The organism is Neorhizobium sp. 2083, assembly GCF_031455615.1.
Classification (GTDB): domain Bacteria; phylum Pseudomonadota; class Alphaproteobacteria; order Rhizobiales; family Rhizobiaceae; genus Neorhizobium.
The window spans coordinates 12,924-31,259 of the sequence record NZ_JAVDTC010000002.1 but is presented as its reverse complement, the minus strand read 5'-3'; the positions used below and the strand labels follow the sequence as shown (position 1 = coordinate 31,259).

Annotated in this window: 20 protein-coding genes, 1 tRNA gene and 1 pseudogene; 7 read left to right on the top strand and 15 right to left on the bottom strand. The window is 58.4% G+C overall.

Going from position 1 to position 18,336, the window contains the following annotated elements; translation table 11 throughout:
- The first annotated feature begins 141 nt into the window (after positions 1 to 141).
- Positions 142 to 498: a hypothetical protein gene (locus J2X76_RS08175; protein ID WP_113128490.1), complete on the top strand. Its 357-nt coding sequence runs from the start codon at positions 142 to 144 to the stop codon at positions 496 to 498.
- A gap of 148 nt (positions 499 to 646) precedes the next feature.
- Here the strand turns inward: J2X76_RS08175 and J2X76_RS08170 are convergent, their stop codons facing one another.
- Entirely contained in the window at positions 647 to 1,396 is a 750-nt protein-coding gene (locus tag J2X76_RS08170; RefSeq protein ID WP_310214858.1) for an SIMPL domain-containing protein, read from the bottom strand.
- On the opposite strand from J2X76_RS08170, the gene J2X76_RS08165 reads away from it, so the two are divergent.
- Together J2X76_RS08165 and J2X76_RS08160 are read left to right on the top strand one after the other, a co-directional pair.
- Positions 1,395 to 1,532: a hypothetical protein gene (locus J2X76_RS08165; RefSeq protein WP_310214856.1), complete on the top strand. Its 138-nt coding sequence runs from the start codon at positions 1,395 to 1,397 to the stop codon at positions 1,530 to 1,532. The two genes, J2X76_RS08170 and J2X76_RS08165, sit on opposite strands and share 2 nt — an antisense overlap.
- Positions 1,533 to 1,635: 103 nt before the next feature.
- Positions 1,636 to 1,711 (top strand) — tRNA-Ile (locus J2X76_RS08160).
- 355 nt (positions 1,712 to 2,066) lie between these two features.
- Here the strand turns inward: J2X76_RS08160 and J2X76_RS08155 are convergent.
- The 4 genes from J2X76_RS08155 to J2X76_RS08140 form a co-directional block, all read right to left on the bottom strand.
- Positions 2,067 to 2,285: a hypothetical protein gene (locus J2X76_RS08155; RefSeq protein WP_310214853.1), complete on the bottom strand. Its 219-nt coding sequence runs from the start codon at positions 2,283 to 2,285 to the stop codon at positions 2,067 to 2,069.
- 572 nt (positions 2,286 to 2,857) lie between these two features.
- A complete protein-coding gene (locus tag J2X76_RS08150; RefSeq protein WP_310214850.1) occupies positions 2,858 to 4,546 on the bottom strand; it encodes a recombinase family protein in 1,689 nt (562 codons plus the stop codon).
- Positions 4,543 to 5,112 carry a DUF2924 domain-containing protein gene (locus J2X76_RS08145; protein ID WP_310214848.1) on the bottom strand — a complete coding sequence of 190 codons (570 nt, stop codon included), beginning with the start codon at positions 5,110 to 5,112 and terminating at the stop codon, positions 4,543 to 4,545. The genes J2X76_RS08150 and J2X76_RS08145 overlap by 4 nt, the downstream gene beginning before the upstream one ends.
- A 2-nt stretch (positions 5,113 to 5,114) precedes the next feature.
- Positions 5,115 to 5,621 carry a DUF3489 domain-containing protein gene (locus tag J2X76_RS08140; protein WP_310214845.1) on the bottom strand — a complete coding sequence of 169 codons (507 nt, stop codon included), beginning with the start codon at positions 5,619 to 5,621 and terminating at the stop codon, positions 5,115 to 5,117.
- A gap of 527 nt (positions 5,622 to 6,148) precedes the next feature.
- Between J2X76_RS08140 and J2X76_RS08135 the strand changes: the two genes are divergently transcribed.
- From J2X76_RS08135 to terL, 3 genes are read left to right on the top strand one after another with little or no spacing between them, the layout of a single operon-like run.
- Complete coding sequence (locus J2X76_RS08135; RefSeq protein ID WP_310214843.1) at positions 6,149 to 7,672, top strand: DNA methyltransferase; 1,524 nt, start codon at positions 6,149 to 6,151, stop codon at positions 7,670 to 7,672.
- Positions 7,665 to 8,390 carry a DUF5681 domain-containing protein gene (locus tag J2X76_RS08130; protein WP_310214840.1) on the top strand — a complete coding sequence of 242 codons (726 nt, stop codon included), beginning with the start codon at positions 7,665 to 7,667 and terminating at the stop codon, positions 8,388 to 8,390. The genes J2X76_RS08135 and J2X76_RS08130 overlap by 8 nt, the downstream gene beginning before the upstream one ends.
- Complete coding sequence (terL, locus tag J2X76_RS08125) at positions 8,387 to 9,880, top strand: phage terminase large subunit (RefSeq protein ID WP_310214837.1); 1,494 nt, start codon at positions 8,387 to 8,389, stop codon at positions 9,878 to 9,880. The genes J2X76_RS08130 and terL overlap by 4 nt, the downstream gene beginning before the upstream one ends.
- A gap of 100 nt (positions 9,881 to 9,980) precedes the next feature.
- Here terL and J2X76_RS08120 read toward each other — a convergent pair whose 3' ends face one another.
- Genes J2X76_RS08120 through J2X76_RS08105 form a run of 4 tightly spaced genes read right to left on the bottom strand, consistent with a single transcriptional unit; the run spans position 9,981 to position 11,629 of the window.
- A complete protein-coding gene (locus tag J2X76_RS08120) occupies positions 9,981 to 10,487 on the bottom strand; it encodes a hypothetical protein (RefSeq protein WP_310214835.1) in 507 nt (168 codons plus the stop codon).
- A 10-nt stretch (positions 10,488 to 10,497) separates the two neighbouring features.
- The gene (locus J2X76_RS08115; RefSeq protein WP_310214834.1) at positions 10,498 to 10,959 is read right to left on the bottom strand and encodes a hypothetical protein; all 462 of its coding nucleotides are present in this window, start codon (positions 10,957 to 10,959) and stop codon (positions 10,498 to 10,500) included.
- On the bottom strand, positions 10,956 to 11,342 hold the full coding sequence (locus J2X76_RS08110; RefSeq protein ID WP_310214832.1) for a hypothetical protein: 387 nt from the start codon (positions 11,340 to 11,342) through the stop codon (positions 10,956 to 10,958). Before J2X76_RS08110 ends, J2X76_RS08115 begins: the two co-directional genes overlap by 4 nt.
- A gap of 35 nt (positions 11,343 to 11,377) precedes the next feature.
- Complete coding sequence (locus J2X76_RS08105; RefSeq protein ID WP_310214830.1) at positions 11,378 to 11,629, bottom strand: hypothetical protein; 252 nt, start codon at positions 11,627 to 11,629, stop codon at positions 11,378 to 11,380.
- Between the two features lie 125 nt (positions 11,630 to 11,754).
- On the opposite strand from J2X76_RS08105, the gene J2X76_RS08100 reads away from it, so the two are divergent.
- The gene (locus J2X76_RS08100) at positions 11,755 to 12,099 is read left to right on the top strand and encodes a helix-turn-helix transcriptional regulator (RefSeq protein WP_310214828.1); all 345 of its coding nucleotides are present in this window, start codon (positions 11,755 to 11,757) and stop codon (positions 12,097 to 12,099) included.
- A gap of 115 nt (positions 12,100 to 12,214) precedes the next feature.
- Here the strand turns inward: J2X76_RS08100 and rfbA are convergent, their stop codons facing one another.
- From rfbA to J2X76_RS08070, 6 genes and pseudogenes are all read right to left on the bottom strand, one after another.
- Positions 12,215 to 13,108, bottom strand: coding sequence for a glucose-1-phosphate thymidylyltransferase RfbA (gene rfbA / locus J2X76_RS08095; protein ID WP_310216495.1), 894 nt, complete (start codon positions 13,106 to 13,108; stop codon positions 12,215 to 12,217).
- A 4-nt stretch (positions 13,109 to 13,112) separates the two neighbouring features.
- Positions 13,113 to 14,042 carry a dTDP-4-dehydrorhamnose reductase gene (rfbD, locus tag J2X76_RS08090; RefSeq protein ID WP_310214825.1) on the bottom strand — a complete coding sequence of 310 codons (930 nt, stop codon included), beginning with the start codon at positions 14,040 to 14,042 and terminating at the stop codon, positions 13,113 to 13,115.
- The gene (gene rfbB / locus J2X76_RS08085) at positions 14,039 to 15,097 is read right to left on the bottom strand and encodes a dTDP-glucose 4,6-dehydratase (protein WP_310216492.1); all 1,059 of its coding nucleotides are present in this window, start codon (positions 15,095 to 15,097) and stop codon (positions 14,039 to 14,041) included. The genes rfbD and rfbB overlap by 4 nt, the downstream gene beginning before the upstream one ends.
- A 29-nt stretch (positions 15,098 to 15,126) precedes the next feature.
- Complete coding sequence (rfbC, locus tag J2X76_RS08080; RefSeq protein WP_310214823.1) at positions 15,127 to 15,723, bottom strand: dTDP-4-dehydrorhamnose 3,5-epimerase; 597 nt, start codon at positions 15,721 to 15,723, stop codon at positions 15,127 to 15,129.
- A 512-nt stretch (positions 15,724 to 16,235) separates the two neighbouring features.
- Positions 16,236 to 16,859 (bottom strand): annotated as a pseudogene (locus J2X76_RS08075) (DDE-type integrase/transposase/recombinase); the annotation flags it as partial.
- 309 nt (positions 16,860 to 17,168) lie between these two features.
- Positions 17,169 to 18,302 (bottom strand): hypothetical protein, encoded by a 1,134-nt coding sequence (locus J2X76_RS08070; protein WP_310214821.1) that lies wholly within the window; start codon positions 18,300 to 18,302, stop codon positions 17,169 to 17,171.
- Between the last annotated feature and the right edge of the window lie 34 nt (positions 18,303 to 18,336).

Here is an 18,336-nt window from a genome sequence, read left to right as displayed (position 1 = left end):
CGGCCGATGAATAGCGGCTGAATGATAAGTTAGGATCTTGTTCAGATGCCCTGGGCTAGGGTCGCGCCAATCGCTCTGGAAGGCGAGAGGAACAACCTTGGGGCCGCAGAGCCTGGCCCCGGATTTCGGAGAAACTTCCCTATGACCAGCATGATCGTCAAAGCCGGCGTGGCCGCTCTTATTGCGCTCACCGGCCTTTCCGCCGCAGCCCCGACGGCTGCTGCGGCCGGCCCGGACTTCGCCATCCAGGTTCAGTATCGCGACCGTGACCGCGATTGGCGTCCCGACCGCGGCGGCGACCGCGACTGGCGCCCGGATCGTGGCCCCGGCGGCTGCTCTCCGTGGTTTGCCGAGGAAAAGGCAAGCCGCATGGGTCTGCGCCGCGCCCGCGTCGTGGAGGCTGGCCGTCGCGTCGTGGTGGTTGCCGGTTTCGGCCGCCGCGGCCCGGACCGTATCCTGTTTGCCAACGAGCGCGGCTGCCCGGTCATCCGCCGCTAGATTTTATCCGAAGGACCCCTTCCGTCTCCATCGCCCGCTGACGGAAGAAAAGCGCCCCCGCCATGTCTGACGACCTGGCGGGGGCGTTTTGTCTTAAGCCGGGCAGGGACCTAGTGCGAGAGGCGCCTGGCTCCTCAAGGAACGTCCGTTATTGCTCGAGAGCGAAGGTGACGTTGACGGTCACCGTATAGGTGTTTTCGCCGCTGGCGACCGGAACCGCTTCGGCCGCCATATCCTTGGCCATCGCCATGCGCATCATCGGTTGCGGCGCCGCGCGCATGGAATTCTCGCTGATTTCGAGGATCCGCCCGAGCTTGACGCCGGCGGCTTCCGTCAGCGTTTTCGCCTTGGCGAGCGCTTCGGCAACCGCCTTCTTGCGCGCTTCGGTCACCGCCTCATCCGGCTTGTCGTTGGTGAAGGTGATCTGGCCGCCCTGGTTGACGCCGAGCTTCACCGACCGGTCGATCAGGCCGCCGAGCTTCTGGAGATCGCGGACCTTGAGGGTGAGCGTGTTGGAAACCTCGTAGCCGACCACCTGCGGCGGCTCTATCACGCCCTTCTTGGGCTCGGTATTGCGGTATTGAGGATAGATCGAGAAATTGCTGGTCTGGATATCGCGATCGGCGATGCCGTCGCCCTTGAGGGCGTCAAGCACATCTTTCATGGCCGCGCTGCTGGCCGAAAGGGCCGCTTGCGCCGTTTGGCCGTTGCGGACAACCGAGAGCGTCAGTACCGCCATATCCGGCGCCACGGCGGCTTCGCCTTCGCCGAGAACATTGATGACCGGTTCCCGGGGACGAATATCCTGGGCGAAACCCGGGGCCGCTGAAGAGACCGCAACCGCGCCGGCAATGGCGGCTGCAAGGACGAGACGTGACGACGAAAGCGCTGGGCGCATGGATGTTCTCTCCGATTGTCCGGGCGGCGGGACGCTGTTCCCGGACCTGCCCGTCATGTTCCATCTGCCACGCGACGAGCCGGAAACGGGAATCGCCCCGGCCCGTTCGCGCCAGACGAGCCTACCTGCCGGTTGATTGTGAACCTATTACGGCAACGGCTTGTAGCTTCTCGGGAATTGCGTTAGAGCCAACCTCCGGGTGACGGCGAACCATTGCGCCTCACCGCTGCCGGATCGGCGGGCCTGTAGCTCAATGGTTAGAGCCGGCGGCTCATAACCGCTTGGTTGGGGGTTCGAGTCCCTCCGGGCCCACCAGTCAGTCCAGCGGTTTTCGCAGATTTTCCGTCGTATCGAAATAGCGCCGACATTTCCGTATGTTAGTGAGTCATTCCTTCAATGACTTGGTCATTTTTTCAATAATTGAGGCTTCTTCGGTGTTTTAACACAGCCGTCTCAGTTTGGGATTTCGCGTATCCAAGTCGTTTTTGGGCGAGTGTAATCCAACGCGGATTTTTCGGAATTTTCACACGAGGCTTTGGAAATTTGCGTTTCCCAAGCGTGCGCGGTCGGCACGATGAATCGTACTAAGTGACCCCGCATGCGTTCTTGAATGCGTTTGAGCTGCGGGATGAGCTCCAGAAAAAAAAGCTCTGAAGGTTATGAGAAAGGGTTAACGGACAGTGCGCCGGGCACAAAGGTAAATCGCTCCGGTCACTTCCTCAAGAACGGCAAGACCGCCTTGGGTGAGGGTTGGCGGGTGATTGCGCGAACAGAGCCCACGCTGACCAAGCTCTTCTAGGCAAATCGATATCATCGTGCTCGCCTGCATCGGGACATGGCCCGCCAGCATTTTCAGCGCGAGCAGTTCAGCGTCTAATAGATCGTTCATGTGTCCCCCCGGCCATCGCATTGTTCCACGATCTACCTTGGTTGACCTTGATTTGAGTCAAAAAGTACATCCCAGCTCGGCCCATCGCTGCCAAAACAAAGGCTTCCTACGACGGCCCTTTGCAAATCTGCAACGGGAGCGGCTTCAGGTTGGTGTGGCCCTTCGCGTGATCATACCGAGAGTACCAGCGCGTACTTGCCGCCTTTTGCAGCAGGCGTGCTATGGGCCAAGAGGGATTGGTGAACCCGTGCTCAGCGATGCTATGCGCGATAGTTAAAACCTGTTCTTCCTCCCGCGCGCATGCGTTTGGGGTTGAAGACATCGGAAATGAGGAAGCGTTTAAGCTCGTCCATTGAACGAGTTGCCGATAGCAAGAGGTCGGGTTCGCGAGGGATTTTCTGCGCAATTTGGGGCTGATCCGGGACATTGCTACGCTGGAAGCTCGTAAGACCGCGTGGGGCCAACGCTACTGGGCACGCATCACTCCATGTAGCACCAATCTTACCCCAGGGAGACGCCTCCTTTGAGTGCGTGGCCGACTTGGATGTCTCCAAGACAGGGGTCCGTGCATGTCAAGCGACGCGGTCGATCTGCTCGTCCCACATCAGCGGTAGATCGGACATGCGGAGCAGCCGTTGGGTTGTTAGCGATGCTGGCTGGCGACCGGTGAGTATACCCTCGGTAATTGATGGGGCGAGGAAAGCGAGCGGCAGGATTCGGCTGACCTCCGAGAGCTCGGTCTGGTAGCGACGCGCCACGTCCGTGAGGCTTCGCCCTGAGCCGTCGGTGAGGCTGGCCAGATAACAATGGGCTTTCGCGATCAATTGCACCAGCGATGGATCTGGCCTCCGACTAGGAGCGTCACCGTTGGTGACGACCATGCGGAACTCAACACCGCGTCGCTTCATCGCGATGGGAAGTACTAGCGTTTCGAGGCAGTCGGCGTCTTCGCTCGAATCCTGGCCTTTCTCTTTAACTCGTCCCATTAGAGCATCGATCAGCGCTCTACGATCCCAAGTGAAGGTGATCGCATTGCTGCCGAGGTCGATTCTTTTGAACACCTTGCGGAGGGTGTCTCGTAATTGGTTTTCGGTGCCGCTCGGCTTGTCGTCATCCAGCATCTTTTCCGCCATGGCGATACCCTTGCCGATCTGCTGTTCATTCCCGTCAGCCTCCAGCCACCGTGTTAGTCGTGCTTTATCGGTGAGGAGGTGTTTGAACTGCGAGATGGCGATGCGGTCCAGTTCAGGCGCGGGAATGCGCCACGCGCTATCGTCTTTCTCCTTGGGCCGCTTCAGTCGCGAAGAGCCGTAGTAGCGGTAGCGCTTCCCCCTTGGCGACGCATAAAATGTGATAAGTTTGTCGCCGATATCATCAAAAACGATGCCCGTGAGCAAATGCGGATAATGCTGATTGGTGGATGAAAATCGCTTCGATCTTTGGTCCGCCAGACACTGTTGAACCTGCGCGAAGAGATCTGGATCGATAATGGGCACATGCTCGCCGTCGTAAGTGTTGGTCTTGTGACGGATCTTGCCGATGTAAATTGGGTTGGTCAGGAGGTGGCTGAGGTTCCCGCGGCCGAAGGGGCTGGCCAACGTTCCGCGTCGTTCGGATCGAAATGGTTTGACCCTCCCGCATTCGTCAACAAGCCCCCTGATGGACCGCAGGTGCAGGTATCGTTCGAACAGATAGCGGACAGTCTCAGCTTCCTCTTCGTCGATGATCAGCTTGCGCCCCTGCACCTGATACCCAAGCGGCACGACACCGCCCATCCACATGCCTTTCTTCTTTGAGGCAGCGATTTTGTCACGAATTCGCTCGGCGGTCACCTCGCGCTCGAACTGAGCAAAGGAGAGAAGCACATTGAGGGTCAGCCTTCCCATCGACGTCGTGGTGTTGAACTGTTGGGTGACGGAGACAAAGGAGACTGATTGCTTGTCGAAGATTTCGACGATACGAGAAAAGTCCGTCAGCGACCGAGTGAGGCGGTCGATCTTATAGACCACCACCACATCAATCTTACGATCCTCAATATCCTGGAGAAGGCGCTGCAGGGCAGGGCGCTCCATCGTGCCGCCCGAGATCCCTCCGTCGTCGTAATGTTCAGGGACGAGCGTCCAGCCGAGACCGCTCTGCGACGCGATGAAGGCGCTGCATGCTTCCCACTGGGCGTCCAGGGAGTTGAAAACCTGGTCGAGACCCTCCTCAGTGGATTTGCGGGTATAGACGGCGCAGCGAAGTTTCGGGATCGTGCTCATAAGCCAAAGAACCGCGGGCCGGACCAATGTGCGCCGGTGATTTTGCGCGCGATGGCGGAAAGCGACCTATAGGTCTTGCCATCGAAGATGAAGCCTTTATCGCCGACATCGACACAGTGCCGCCGACCATTCCAATCCCGCACAAGCCGCATCCCAGGGGAAAGCATTGCCGCTTGTCGTGCTTTTTTCGGAAGCGGCGGCTTTTGAGGTGCTGGTTGGACATGCGATCCTGAGGTTAGGTTGGTCTCGCTTTCCGACACCATGTCCTTCGACTCATTGAGCCCTCTATTTGTAGGAAGCATTCCTACGCGATCCTCGGAAAGCTGGCGCGTCGCAGCATACGTTCGCATCGCCGACTTCAGCTCTTTACGAGCGGCCCTTGATAACGAGCCATAGGCCTTGACCTGCAGGTCGAAGGATATCGAGCGTTCTAATAACCGCCGCTTCGCGCCCTTTGGTGGCGCGAAACCGTGAGATTTCATCCACATCGCTGTTAGTTCCGCATAGGAAAGATCGCCAAGAGCGGCGACCTTCTGTATGGTTGTTGTTCTGGCCTTCATTGTCATCGTTAGGCCCCCGGTGCTGATACCGAAATCTGGGAGAGGACCGCACACCTTACGCGGGGTCTTTCCGACCTCCGTGGTTCAGCGGATGGTATGGCGGGATTGGAAGCTGACTGATCGGCGGCTGAGACTGTGGTTGTAATCTCAGAGCTCACTCCCTCGATGATCCGATAATATGTTACCCCGTCGGCTCGTGAACCCCGTGTGACGTCAAAACCAAGCTTCTTCCTGACCGTACCGGAGAGGAAGCCGCGTACCGAATGTGCCTGCCACCCGGTAATGGCCATGATGGATTCAAGCGAAACGCCGTCTTCACTGCGGAGGGCCTCGATCACGTTAGAAGCTTTCGTGACCCTTGCGGCCTTTGTGGCTGGTTCCGTAGGCGAGCTAACTTCCTCAGCCACTGCTGTTTCCGCGTCAGCCATTGGGCCCTCATGACCGCGCTTAGGGTCGTCCGCAAATTTGCTGTACTTCGCCCTGTTGAAGTCCATGGGCTGAATTGTCTTGTTCATCGTCTTCTCCGCTTTTTAGAAAACCGGCCGATCCGATCTCTGTACTGCCGCAAGCCCGCGAGCAGGCGGGCGGATGATCCGAGAGGGCAGCGCGGCGCTCCCGATGACGACAGCAATGCTTGCCTTGCGCCTCAAGTCCAGCGGAAGGTTCGCGAACGAGGTCGAATTCTGCAGATGCATAACGAAGAGCTTTTTTGGTAATGAAACGCCACAGGCGTGATTTCGTCTGAACGTCACAGCGCATAAGCGGAAGTATTGGGTATAGATCGGGAGTTATAATGACACGATATTTGACTAACACTTAGTAAAGCCTAATTAATACAGGGGGCTATTGCTCGGATTTCCGGAATGCGATAGATCTCTCATCACAGCCGCAACCGCGGTTGGTCATAGGCAGCATCAAAGGACGGCTTCGTCCACGGAAGCAGCCAACTTCACCCAGGCTCGAGGGCCGGGGACAGTTGGTATGTTTCCGCCTGTCTCTTCCTTCGAGCCGGATCTGTTCCGCCTCAAGAAGGTCATAGACAATGAATGATGCTTCCCATCCCCAATTTCGGAAACGGCTCAGAGGCTCGCGCAATCTGCCGAAGCCGTCGAAGAGCGACCATCAGCGCCGGCTGCCCGCCGAGATCAAGGCCTTCACCAACAGGATCGTCGACCGGATCGAACTCCAACCGCTCGACTGCCTGAAGCCGCATCTGCGCAAGACCCGCGTTCACAACGAACGTCTGATCGGTGCCCTGATGGGTTCGTTCAACCAGTTCGGTTACCTGATCCCGATCGTTATCGACGAGAAGGCCGTCGTCCTTGCTGGTGACGCGCGGGTGGAGGCGGCCCGCCGCCTCGGCATCACCCATCTGCCCTGCGTAGAGGTCAATCATCTGTCGGAGGACGACAAGCGTGCCTTCAAGATCGCCGACAACCGGCTGGCCGAGCTTGCCGAGTGGGACTTTCCTGAGCTGAAGACCGAACTCGACTTCCTAGTGACGATCGACTTCAACCTCGATGCGATCTCGTTCACGACGCCGGAGATCGACTTGATCGGCCAGCAGGCCGAGGCGGCTAAGCCGGCCAAGCCGGATGAGGCGGACAGGTTGCCCGAGGCCGCACCGGGACCGGCCGTGACCGAACCTGGAGATATCTGGCAGCTCGGCAAGCACCGCATCATCTGCGGCAGCGCCCTCGATCCGGCGGTCCTGGAGGCGCTGATGGACGGCCGGACGGCGCGCATGGTGCTGACGGACGCCCCCTACAATGTCGCCGTGAAGGGCTTCGTCAGCGGTCTCGGCAAGGTCAGGCACCGCGAGTTCGCGATGGCGTCCGGCGAGATGTCGAAAGAGGAGTTCCTCGACTTTCTGATCAAGGCTTCGGCGCTCGCCTGCGGATACCTCATCGATGGCGGCCTGTTTTACGGCTTCATGGATTGGCGCGGCGCTGGCATCTATATGTCGGCGCTCGACGCCTGCGACCTTAGCCAGATCAATCTCTGCGTCTGGAACAAGGGGACGGGCGGCATGGGCACGCTCTACCGCTCGCAGCACGAACTCTGCCTCGTCTACAAGAAGGGAAGCACGCCTCACATCAACAACGTCCAGCTCGGAAGCAATGGCCGATATCGCACCAATGTCTGGGATCATCCGGGCATGGCGTCGTTCGGACGTGGCCGCGACGAAGCGCTCGCCATGCACCCGACAGTCAAACCGGTCAACCTCCTGTTGGAGGCGATCAAGGACGTCACCGAAGTCAACGACATCGTCATCGACACCTTCCTCGGCTCCGGCTCGACGCTGGTTGCGGCGCATAAGTGCGGCCGGGTCTGCCATGGCGTCGAGATCGATCCGCTTTACGCGGACACCATCGTCCGCCGCTTCGAGGCCTTCGCCGGCATCGAGGCGATCCATGCGGTGACGGGAAAGACCTTTGCCGAGATGGGCAAGATGCGCCAGGCGCAGCCGCAGGCGGTACCGGCCAAGGATCCCGACCAACCTGTCACCATCCACAAGCGCAGCCGTGCCGGCCTGGTTCAGCAGGTGGAGGCGGCCGATGAGTGACGAGCCGAAGATCCACCAGCGCAGCCGACCCAGACACGGGTCGGCTGACGTCGAGCAGATCGACGTCGATGCAAAAGTGGCGCGCAAGGGCCAGGCGCCGATCGAACAGGCGATCGAAGCCTCTTTCGCCCAAGCCGACGCGGGGGGAGGCGATGACTATGCGCCGCCCCCGGCCGCCGACACGGCCGCCGATGCATCTCCCCCCAAGCGTGGTGGCAAGGTCGGGGACACGCGTGACGGCGACTACGACGTCGGTTACGGCAAGCCACCGAAGCACACGCAGTTCAAGAAGGGTCAGTGCGGTAACCCAAAAGGGCGGCCGAAGGGAGCCAAAAGCTTGAAGACTCGCCTAAAGGAGATGCTGGCGCGCCCGGTGACCATCAATCGGAACGGCAAGCGGCTAACCATGCCCAGCATGATGGTGCCCTATGAGCAATTGCTGCAGAAAGCCATGAAAGGAGACCCGAAGGCCCATGCCGAGTTCCATAAACTCGTCCTCCAGTTTGGCATACTCGAGGGCGAGGGAGACAACGTGGCAGGGGGCGCGGCCGGTGAGTTGGCGGTATCCGACAGCGACATGCGCGCCTATGCTGCCCTACAGCTCGATCAGATGGTTAGGACCGGGCTTTCCAAGGCCGATGCCCGGAAGGCTATCGAAGCCCTTGGCTTGGGCCACTTCCTGCTTGATATGGGCGCCGGTCTGGAGGTCGAGGAATGAACTTCAATGCACCTTCCGATGCTCGCCTCGGACCAATTGCGCAGACGATGATCCGTCAGTGCCTTATCGCGGCGCGGCGCGACAATCTCCATCAGTTCGTCTGGGGCGCGTTCGACGTTCTCCATGACGGGGGTTCCAGCTATATCGACAACTGGCATGTTCGGGCCATGACCCACCAGCTTCAGCGCTGTGTAAGCCTGGAGAGTCGGTTCCTCTTGATCACGCTGCCGCCCCGTTATCTGAAGACGATCTGCGCGTCGATTGCTACGCCGGCGTTCATCCTCGGGCATAACCCGCATGCCAAGATCATCATCACGACCTATGCCGCAGACCTCAGCAACCTGATCATGGCGGGCCTGCGGCGGCTGATCACTTCACGGTACTATCAGGAGCTTTTCCCCCAGGTCCGGATCAGCGTGTCGGGGTCTGATCTCCTGACGCCCCAGACCGGTGGTATCCGCGTTACGTCGATCGGCGGCTCGGTTACGGGATTTGGCGCCGACTATATCATCATCGACGACCCGATGAAGGCACTTGACGCGACGTCGGAAGCCGAACGGCAGCGTGTTCGGGATTATATCAGCGGGTCGCTCCTCAGCCGGTTCAACAACAAGGCGCGCGGGTGCCTCATCGCCATCCAGCAGCGCCTGCATGAAGAGGATGCTGCAGCCCACCTTCTGTCGCTTGGGTGCTTCGAGCATCTCAACCTGCCCGCGATCGCGGTTGAAGACGAGATCATCATGATCGGAGATGGCACGGTTCACCAGCGCCGTGTCGGAGACGTGCTCTTTCCGCAGAACGAATCGCGGGAGACCCTGGACATGTACCGGCGCGCGATGGGGTTGCAGGTGTTCGAGACCCAGTACCAGCAGAACCCGGTCCCGGACGGCGGTGGGCAGCTCGATTGGAGCATCTTCAAGACCTATGATGAAGAGCTTCATCGGGAGGACTTTCGCTGGGTCGTCCAGAGCTGGGATACTGCATGGTCGGAAGAGCTGACAGCGGATTATTCCGCCGGAACGACCTGGGGTTATCGCGACGAGGGTTGGTACCTGCTAGACGTCATCCGTGAGAGGTTGTCCTACAACGCTTTGAAGCATCGCATCCTGCGGGAAAGGAGCCGGTGGAACCCCGACCAAATTTTGATCGAACGGGCAGGATCGGGAGTTTCCCTTCTCAAGGAACTCAACCGAGAGGTGGGGCTGCGTCGGGGCCAGCTCCACGGCATGCGGCCCAAGGTGGAGAAGGAGATCCGTTTCGCCAGTGCCGTCAGCCGGATCACGGACGGTGCATTCTGGCTCCCTGCCGAGGCGCGCTGGCTCGCCGACTTCCGGCGGGAATGCCTTAGCTTCCCCACCGGGAAACACGACGACATGGTCGACAGCATGACGCAGTTCATGGATTTCCTGGGGGAGCGGCGGGCACAAGCCCGGCAGAGAGGCGAGGGCCGCCCCCGTGGACAGGTTCCTAGCACGCGTGAACGGCGCTGAGGTGAGGCGGCATGCATCGGTAAGGCTTGAGGTCCTGTAAAGACAAGGCGGGTGCCGGAAACGACGTCCGCCTTTGTCTTATCGGTTTGTCCTGCACCTATCACGTCCAGCCGAGCCCGGTGGTGGTGAAGGTGAACTGATGACGTCCATTGCCGAAAAAAGTGGGTTCGATGGTCACTTTGCCGGAGCGCTTCAGTTTGGCGAAGAAGCCGAAAGCGTCCATCAGGAAGATCTGCTGCGTGCCTCCGTCGTTCGGCGTGTCGCAACGATAGTCCTCGACTGCGCCGTCGTCGAACTTGACCGCGACCGTCGCTCCATCGAGGCAGGCGAAGTGACCGCTGTCGGTCGTGAGGTAGACGCTAAGATCGCTCGGATTGCGGCTGCGTAGCGTCAGCTGAACCCTTGTCGGCCCGGCGGGCCATGACAGCTCTGCGCCGTTATCACTGACCACGGAGGCGAGGGAAACGGTGATGCCGCGCATCTCGTCCCTGGCCTGGCGGTAATGCCAGTCGGCGACTGAAGCGTGTGCCAGCAGGGGCAGTAGAAGAAGAGCGGTAAATAGCCTTCGAACGCCGTGGCCGATGATGCGGATAAGGTGTCTTGCCATCCGCTCTGCCTCACATCTGGCCGGTTCTGGCGCGAACCGCGATCACCCGCGCCGACAACGGATCGTAGTCGCATTCGTAGGTGTGGATGATCCAGGCGCCGAAACCGTTCTGGAATTCAATGCCGTCGCCGATATAGGTAAGCGTGCCGGTGTCCTTGTTCAGCCAGGTCGCCCGTGGCAACCGGGGTTCGAAGGTACGGTTGGTCCATTTGAAGTTCAGCTTCGCCAAGCGCTCGATCGGCACCCCGCAATTTCGGCCGGCAGCCGCCTGCCATTTGCTTGCCCAGCAGGTGAGGTCACGCACGCAGGTGGAATATTCCGCCTGCCAGGTCTCGGCAGGTGCTGCGGTTTTGCTGCTCGCCGTTTCCTCGATTCCAGCATCACGGCCGGATCCACCGAAGTACCAGATTGCCGCGGCGATGAGGAGCCCAAGCCCCAACATATTCTCGATCTTGTAGTTTTGCTGGCTCATCCGTTGACCTCCGCGGTGACAACCTTGTTGTTGCGGTCAGCATCGATCAAAACCTGAAGCCGCCTCTGGACCGCGGGCTTCTGAGCCGCCAGTTCCACCGCCAGCTTCTTGCGCTCTGCCCGCAGTGGCGCGACATCCCTGACACGATAGGTCACCCACCTGATGCCCGGAATGACAAGCGCTGCCGCACCAAGGAAGCCGAGGCGGGTCGTCGGCTGGTTGCCGATCACCGCCGCCAAACCCGTCACTAGGAAGAAGCCGCCAAGGCCATAAAGCAGGGCGGCCCGCCTGAACTTGCTGACCGATGATTCGCGCTTCCCCAAATTGGGCACCGCGGGTGGAGCGGCCTGGAGACCGCCTGCTTGTTCTGCTGTTTCAGTCATTCCCATCTCCTTGCTGATGTCCCCTAAGATGTCCGCTAGACCGTCTCGATCTCTTCCCAGTTGCATTCAGCGCGGCTCGCCGCCCGCCTCAACGCCACCATCCGGGCGGCGGGCTCGTGCAGGCAGATGGCCAGGGCGGCGATCGCGCCGGGTTCGATAGGTTCTCTGCCTTCGCCAAGGTGGCGCAGCACGGCGGCGATCCCCTCGACGAACCTGAGGTCTTCCTCGATCGCCAGGGCCAGGCGCGATGCCGTCACGGGTGGGTCGGTCTTGTCGTCATGCACCATTGTGCGGTCTCCGGCTCCGGTGGACTTCGGCGAACAGCGTTCTCCCGAAGCGCACTTCATGCGCTAGACCAATGCTCAAGTCTGCTTCATGGTCAAGTCTAAATCACGAAGTCATCTTCGCCTTCATGACGGATGCATTGAAACAGGCGATCGGATCGCAGGTAAAGGCCGCACGCGAGCGCCGGCGCTGGACCCAGGAAGAGCTGGCCGCCAAGATCGGCAAGACTCCGGAAAGCGTCTCCAATATCGAGCGCAGCGTCCATTTGCCGGCACTCGATACGCTGATCGACCTCGCGGCCGTACTCGATCTGGACATCATGGGAATGATCGACGCCGGCCAGTCGAAGCGCAGGCTGTCCAAGAAACGGCTCAAGCACGAGGCTGAGATCGCCATGATCGTCCGCGACCTCAGCGACACCGCCGTCGCCATCGCCGCGCAGCAGATCGCGGCGTTGGATCGGGTGAAATAGAGGAGAGGCCCATGGATGCCGTAACAAGCGAATGGTGGGCTTCAGACGATATTTCGCTGCTTCTGATATCGTGGAGTTGCTGCGAACTTGCCTTATCTCTAAGCAGTGATCGCTTCTAGCCTCGATGGGTCTGATGCTGCCTGGAATCCCGTAGAAGCGCCGTTAGATATTGTCCGTAAGCACTCCGCCCGTATTGGGTGGAGATGCGTTCAAGTTGATCGGCGTCTATAAAACTCATCCGGTAGGCGATTTCTTCAGGGCAGCAGATTTTGACGCCCTGTCGGCGTTCAAGCGTTGAGACAAATTCGGATGCTTCCAGCAGGCTATCGGGCGTTCCGGTGTCGAGCCAGGCATAACCACGTCCCATCATCTCCACATGCAGCGTTCCGCGTTCGAGATAGGCGCGATTGACGTCGGTTATTTCCAGTTCCCCCCGTGCCGATGGTTTCAGGTTGGCCGCGATATCGACGACGTCCTCGTCGTAGAAATATAAGCCGGTGACGGCCCAGTTGGAGCGGGGACGTTCCGGCTTCTCTTCGATCGAAGCCGCTTTCATCTGCTTGTCGAACTCGACCACGCCATAACGTTGTGGATCGTTGACGTGATAGGCAAACACCGTGGCTCCACTTTCCCGCGCCATGGCGTTTTTGAAAAGGTCGGTGATGCCATGGCCGAAAAAGATGTTATCGCCAAGGATCAGACAGGACGAACTGGAACCAACGAAGTCGGCTCCGATGATATAGGCTTGTGCCAGACCATCCGGAGAGGGTTGCTCCGCATAGGACAACGAGAGCCCCCATTGGGAACCGTCGCCGAGCAATTGCTGGAAATTCGGGAGATCTTTCGGTGTCGATATGATCAGAATGTCGCGGATTCCCGCCAGCATCAGCGTGGAAAGCGGATAATATATCATCGGCTTGTCGTAGATCGGCATGAGTTGTTTCGACATCACCTGCGTCATCGGGTGCAGCCGCGTTCCGCTGCCACCGGCGAGAATAATTCCCTTCATTTTCTCATCCCCCGAACTTTCGGTTTTTAAAGGTGACTGGCTGCAGCGCGCGCCTGACCACGGATTCCGTCGAAGCCTGCCAATCTGGCATGACAATGCCATGGCATTTGTGCAGTTTTGAACAGTCCAGTTGGGAGTTGGCTGGGCGCCGCGCAAGTGTAGGGTATTCGCTGGTCGGAATGCGGATGACCTTTGCCGAAGGCCCGCCATTCGCTGCCGAAATCCGGAAAATTTCGTCTGCGAAATCCGCCCAGCTCGCCGCGCCCGTTCCGGCCACGTGAAAGATGCCGCGCACGGCGGGATCGCTCGAAGCCAGTAGGTTTTGCCCCACGGCGATGACGGTATCGGCAATATCGATTGCCGAAGTCGGATTGCCGATCTGATCCTCGACGATGCGCACCTCTTCCTTAGTCGCTGCGATCTTCAGCATCGTGCGCAAGAAATTCCGGCTGAATGAGCTGTAGATCCAGGCTGTGCGAAGGATGGCATGGTCTTCAGTTGCTGCAGCCACGTTCTGCTCGCCCATAAGCTTTGAGCGGCCATAGACGCCAAGGGGGGCGACGGGATCGGATTCGCCATATGGGGAAGACTTGTTGCCGTCGAAGACATAGTCGGTGGATAAATGAATGATCGGGATCCGAAGAGTTGCCGCCACTCGCGCCAGTTCTCCAGGGCCGTCGGCGTTGATGGAGATGGCCGTCGCCGCATCTGTTTCTGCCAGATCGACCCCGGTGAAGGCCGCGGCGGAAACGATGAGATCGGGGCGAGCAGCCTCGACGGTCGCGGCGATAGTCTCTGGTTTCGCTAAATCGAGTTCGGGACGGCCGACCGGAATAATTTCTACGTCGCTTCGACTACTTGCATTCTCGAGGAGAGATTGGACGACCTGTCCCCTAAAGCCGGTCACAACGTATCGTCGGGGTTTGTGCATCATCCGGTCCCGGTCTTGATCAGCCCTAGGCGGCTGCCGTCATATCCTTTGCGCAGCGGTGCCCACCACCATTCATTGTCGAGATACCAGCGCACCGTCTTTTCGATTCCGGTATCGAAGCTCTCCTGCGCTCTCCAACCAAGTTCCGTTTCCAGCTTCGTCGCGTCAATCGCATAACGTGCATCATGGCCGGGTCGGTCCATCACGAACTGGATCAGTTCCTCGCGGGGATGTCCGATCGGTCGCAGATCGTCCAGGATTGCGCAGATTCGCTTCACGACATCGATATTGCGGCGCTCGTTGCGACCGCCAACATTATAGGTTTCTCCGACCCGGCCTTGCTCGGCGATGAGATTCAATGCCCTTGCGTGATCTTCAACGTAAAGCCAGTCCCGAATATTTGTTCCGTTCCCGTAGACCGGCAGGGGCTTTCCTTCAAGGGCGTTGAGGATCGTCAACGGGATCAGCTTTTCGGGAAAATGGAAGGGGCCGTAGTTGTTCGAGCAGTTGGACACGATGACCGGCATGCCATAGGTGCGGGTCCATGCCTTGGCTAGATGGTCCGATGCGGCCTTCGAGGCCGAGTAGGGAGAGCTCGGATCGTAGGGGGTCGTTTCCGAGAATGATCCTTCCAGGCCTAAAGAGCCATAAACCTCGTCCGTCGAAACATGTAGAAAGCGGAACCGGCTTTGGTCTTCAGGGGCAAGTGCCTCCCAGTACGCTCGCGAGCATTCAAGAACGGTGAAGGAGCCAAGTATATTGGTTTCGATGAATTGCCGCGCACCGAGGATGGAGCGATCGACATGGCTCTCGGCCGCCAGATGCATCACCCGGTCCGGCCGGAACGTTGAAATTGCGGAGCTTATTGCCGCAGCATCGCATATATCGATCTTCAGGAACCGGTAAGACAGCTTGGCCTCGACCGGTCTTAGCGAGGTCAACGTGCCGGCATAGGTCAGCTTGTCAATGTTGAGGACCTCATATCCTTTTTCCAGCACGAGGTGGCGGATGACCGCCGATCCGATGAAACCCGCTCCACCCGTCACAACTACGCGCATGCTTTGGATTACCCTCTGAGGAACTCTCGTTACTGGCTCCGACTGCGTTTGCCGACTTCCTCGTTCACGGAGTAAATGAAGCTCGACGGAAGCTCCGCGAGCGTCGGCTGCTTCCGGTCCTTTTCCGATAGGATAGCCTTTTCCGCCGTGACGGGCCATTCGATACCGACGACCGGATCGTTCCAAAGAAGCCCGTGGTCGTGTTCGGCGCTGTAATAGTTGGTCACCTTGTAGGAGACGACGGTAGCTGCCGTCAGTGTACAGAACCCATGTGCGAAACCGGGCGGTAGCCATAGTTGAAGAGCGTTTTCCGCTGAAAGCTCCACCGCCACGAACTTGCCATAGGTCGGCGATCCGCCGCGGATATCGACCGCGACATCAAGGATTGCTCCGCTCGAACAAGAGACCAATTTCCCCTGGGCATGCGGAGGGGTCTGAAAGTGTAGGCCTCGCACCGTTCCTGGCTTTGCCGAGTAAGACTGGTTGTCTTGTACGAACGGGAAAATGCCTACTTTCGCCTCAAACTCGTTGGCTCGAAAAGTCTCGATGAAATACCCACGAGGATCGCCGAACTTTTTCGGAACGATCAACAGAACGTCTTCAATTGCGGTTCTCTCGAAGCGCACAAAATCCCCCACCGTCCTGAACGTTCCGAAATGCGAATATCACATGGTTATTCGATGAGCAATTCGACGCGTCTCAACTTATTGCGGATGAGGATGTCCATAGGGAGTAGATGCTGTTTATTAATTGCCCGGTGGCGGTTTCAAGAAGACATGTGCTATGCAGCAAGTGTTCCGGATCTGCTTCACTTTTACGGCCCACACCATGCAATTGCCTCGGCAGATTGCTGGTGGAGGACGTTTCGTGGAAGTGCCCTGCCACGTCGAGGCCGGGACGGAAGATGAGGCGAGGTCACGCTGGACGAAGGGCTGAACCTCATCCAGCATGGCCTGCAAGGCCTGAACGATAACTTGGGCAAGATCTGCGAGAGATATTGAAATGAATTGCAAGAGCATCCCGTAATCACAGTCGGCGACAAGAGAATGAGGCTCTGGCCGCTGTCGCCGCGCAGTACGTTAAACAGTCGTCGGCGACGCCGCCCAGGCGACGTGACGCGCGTTTCGGACCAAAGGCTCTACGACGCCAGCCATGTGCTCGCGGAGAGCTTCAGGCCGCAGAAACTTTGAAAGTTATCCGCTGGGCTATAGGCCGATCCGTTGTCCGAGAGATGCTCGATAGTATGCGGCGCTCGGGTTGCGCCGAAGAGCTTCTCGACTGCCACCAGCATCACGTCGCGCACGCCCGAGCCAGAGATGCCTGAGTTGGCGACCGTCGTCCAGGCGACGATCTCCCGGTCGAAGGCGTCGATCATGAAGGCGAGACGAATGACCTCACCATTCCTGCGGGTAAACTTCAGAGCGTTGGAGCACCAGCGCAGATTGGGGCGCATGACCATGACTTGCCGTCGTGAATGCAGTTTTTTGCGGATGGCCGTATGTTTCTCCAACAGCACGGCCTGGTTGCCATGATGCGATAAGTCCGTTTGGCGTTGACGACAGGCTTATCAGCGGCTCGCCTTTCGCAAGTGAGGAGCGCGGCGATCCGCCGAGAGCCATAGGTCGGCCTTTGGTCCGCCAACCTGCGAATAGCGGGCAGGACTTCTGCGTCCTCAGCCTCGTGGTACACTCTGCGTGGTTCTGCCTTACAACCGTTTGATGCAGTTGGAACGGGAGAAGTCCAGCGTGTCTGCGGCGATCTTTGGCGGCAATGTTTTGCCGCAAAAGAAGCCAAACACATGTCCGCACCAAACTTCGATGCCATCGTACGAAGATTCTACTTGCGCACCCGGAGGCGTCCGCACATGTCCTCAAGCCTGTGCTTGAGCCTTTTCTGCTTATGCCGTCCGGTCTCAATAGGGGAGTTCAGCTGGTCACGCGAAGAGCGAGAATTCCATGACGCAAATGAAGTGCCACAATCGAGAAGGTACTATTCTCGTTTGCGACACTCATCATAGGATGAAGGGGGCGGATCAGTTTAAATTTTGGATAGGGCGCGAGGATGTCTTAGCTTAGGCTAGATGACCCGAGATTTCATCCCGCTGATTTGTGTAAAGCTCGTTGTGCGGGTCGAGTGCTAAGGCCTTCAACTGCTCATCAAAGGCATTTCGAAACTGCTTTAAGTTCATGTAGCATCGCGCTTTCTGATGATACAAATAAGCATTGCTCGGCTCAAATCGGATTGCCTTGTCGGTTGATTGAAGCGCAACTTCAAACTGCAGCATTCGGCTTTGGCAAGAACCAAGATAACTCCAAAAGATTGAAACCGTCGGATGCCTGCGGACTGCATCGAGGAGCACATTGGCGGCTCTGGCCCACTCGGATGATTTTATCAGTAATTCGGCCATCACCAAATCCACCTTTAAGTTCATAGGTTCTTTCGCCGCCGCTCGCTTCAACAGCATCATTCGCTGTTCGGTCGAAAGAAATCGAGAAAGCCTAGCTAACTGGAACAGACGCGTAGCGCTATCCCTTGATGCCTTACGATAGTTTTTTTTAACGAAGGACGGGAAATCAGCGAGATCATCCGTTCTGATGGCAGCAAGTGCATCCGATAATAGTCGACCGCCCGGACCGGAGTGGCCCATGAGCGGCAGGCAAATCGCTTCGACGTTCGCGAGTGCACCAAGCTTCTTTACCTGAAGCTTGTCCGGGCCGTAAAACTTGTCATACAAAACAAAAGCTTTAGCGTATGCAAGACTCTCATCAGAGATCTTATCGCGGACGAATTTGGTAGATGATGCTTCCTGTGACCACCGCTCTTCGAATGGAACCTTCGACCGATCAATCGAAAACTGAGGCATCACAGCGAGAGCCGCTTTAGCGTTTAGATCAGATGCATAATTCAACGCGGCATAGCCACCCATACTGCTGCCGTAAGTTACTACGCGCCGGAACCGGGATGTTACCTCCGCCGCTGCGGATACCACCTCCCAGCACCCGTCCGATTGATACCAGTCATTCCGGGCCGGGATTACGAATACCGCCGGCCATTGATATTTCGTGCATAGGTCTTCCGCGAACCCATACGCGTCCAAAGACGGGTTTTGGGACCAAGGTGAAAAACAAACCAAAACAGAATTGCTGTTGCTGGCCAAACATACTGCCCGCAGCGCGCAGTCGTCGTTCTTCAACAACAGGGCCATAGTTACCTCTCGCTGGATGGGAACCGCTAGCTAA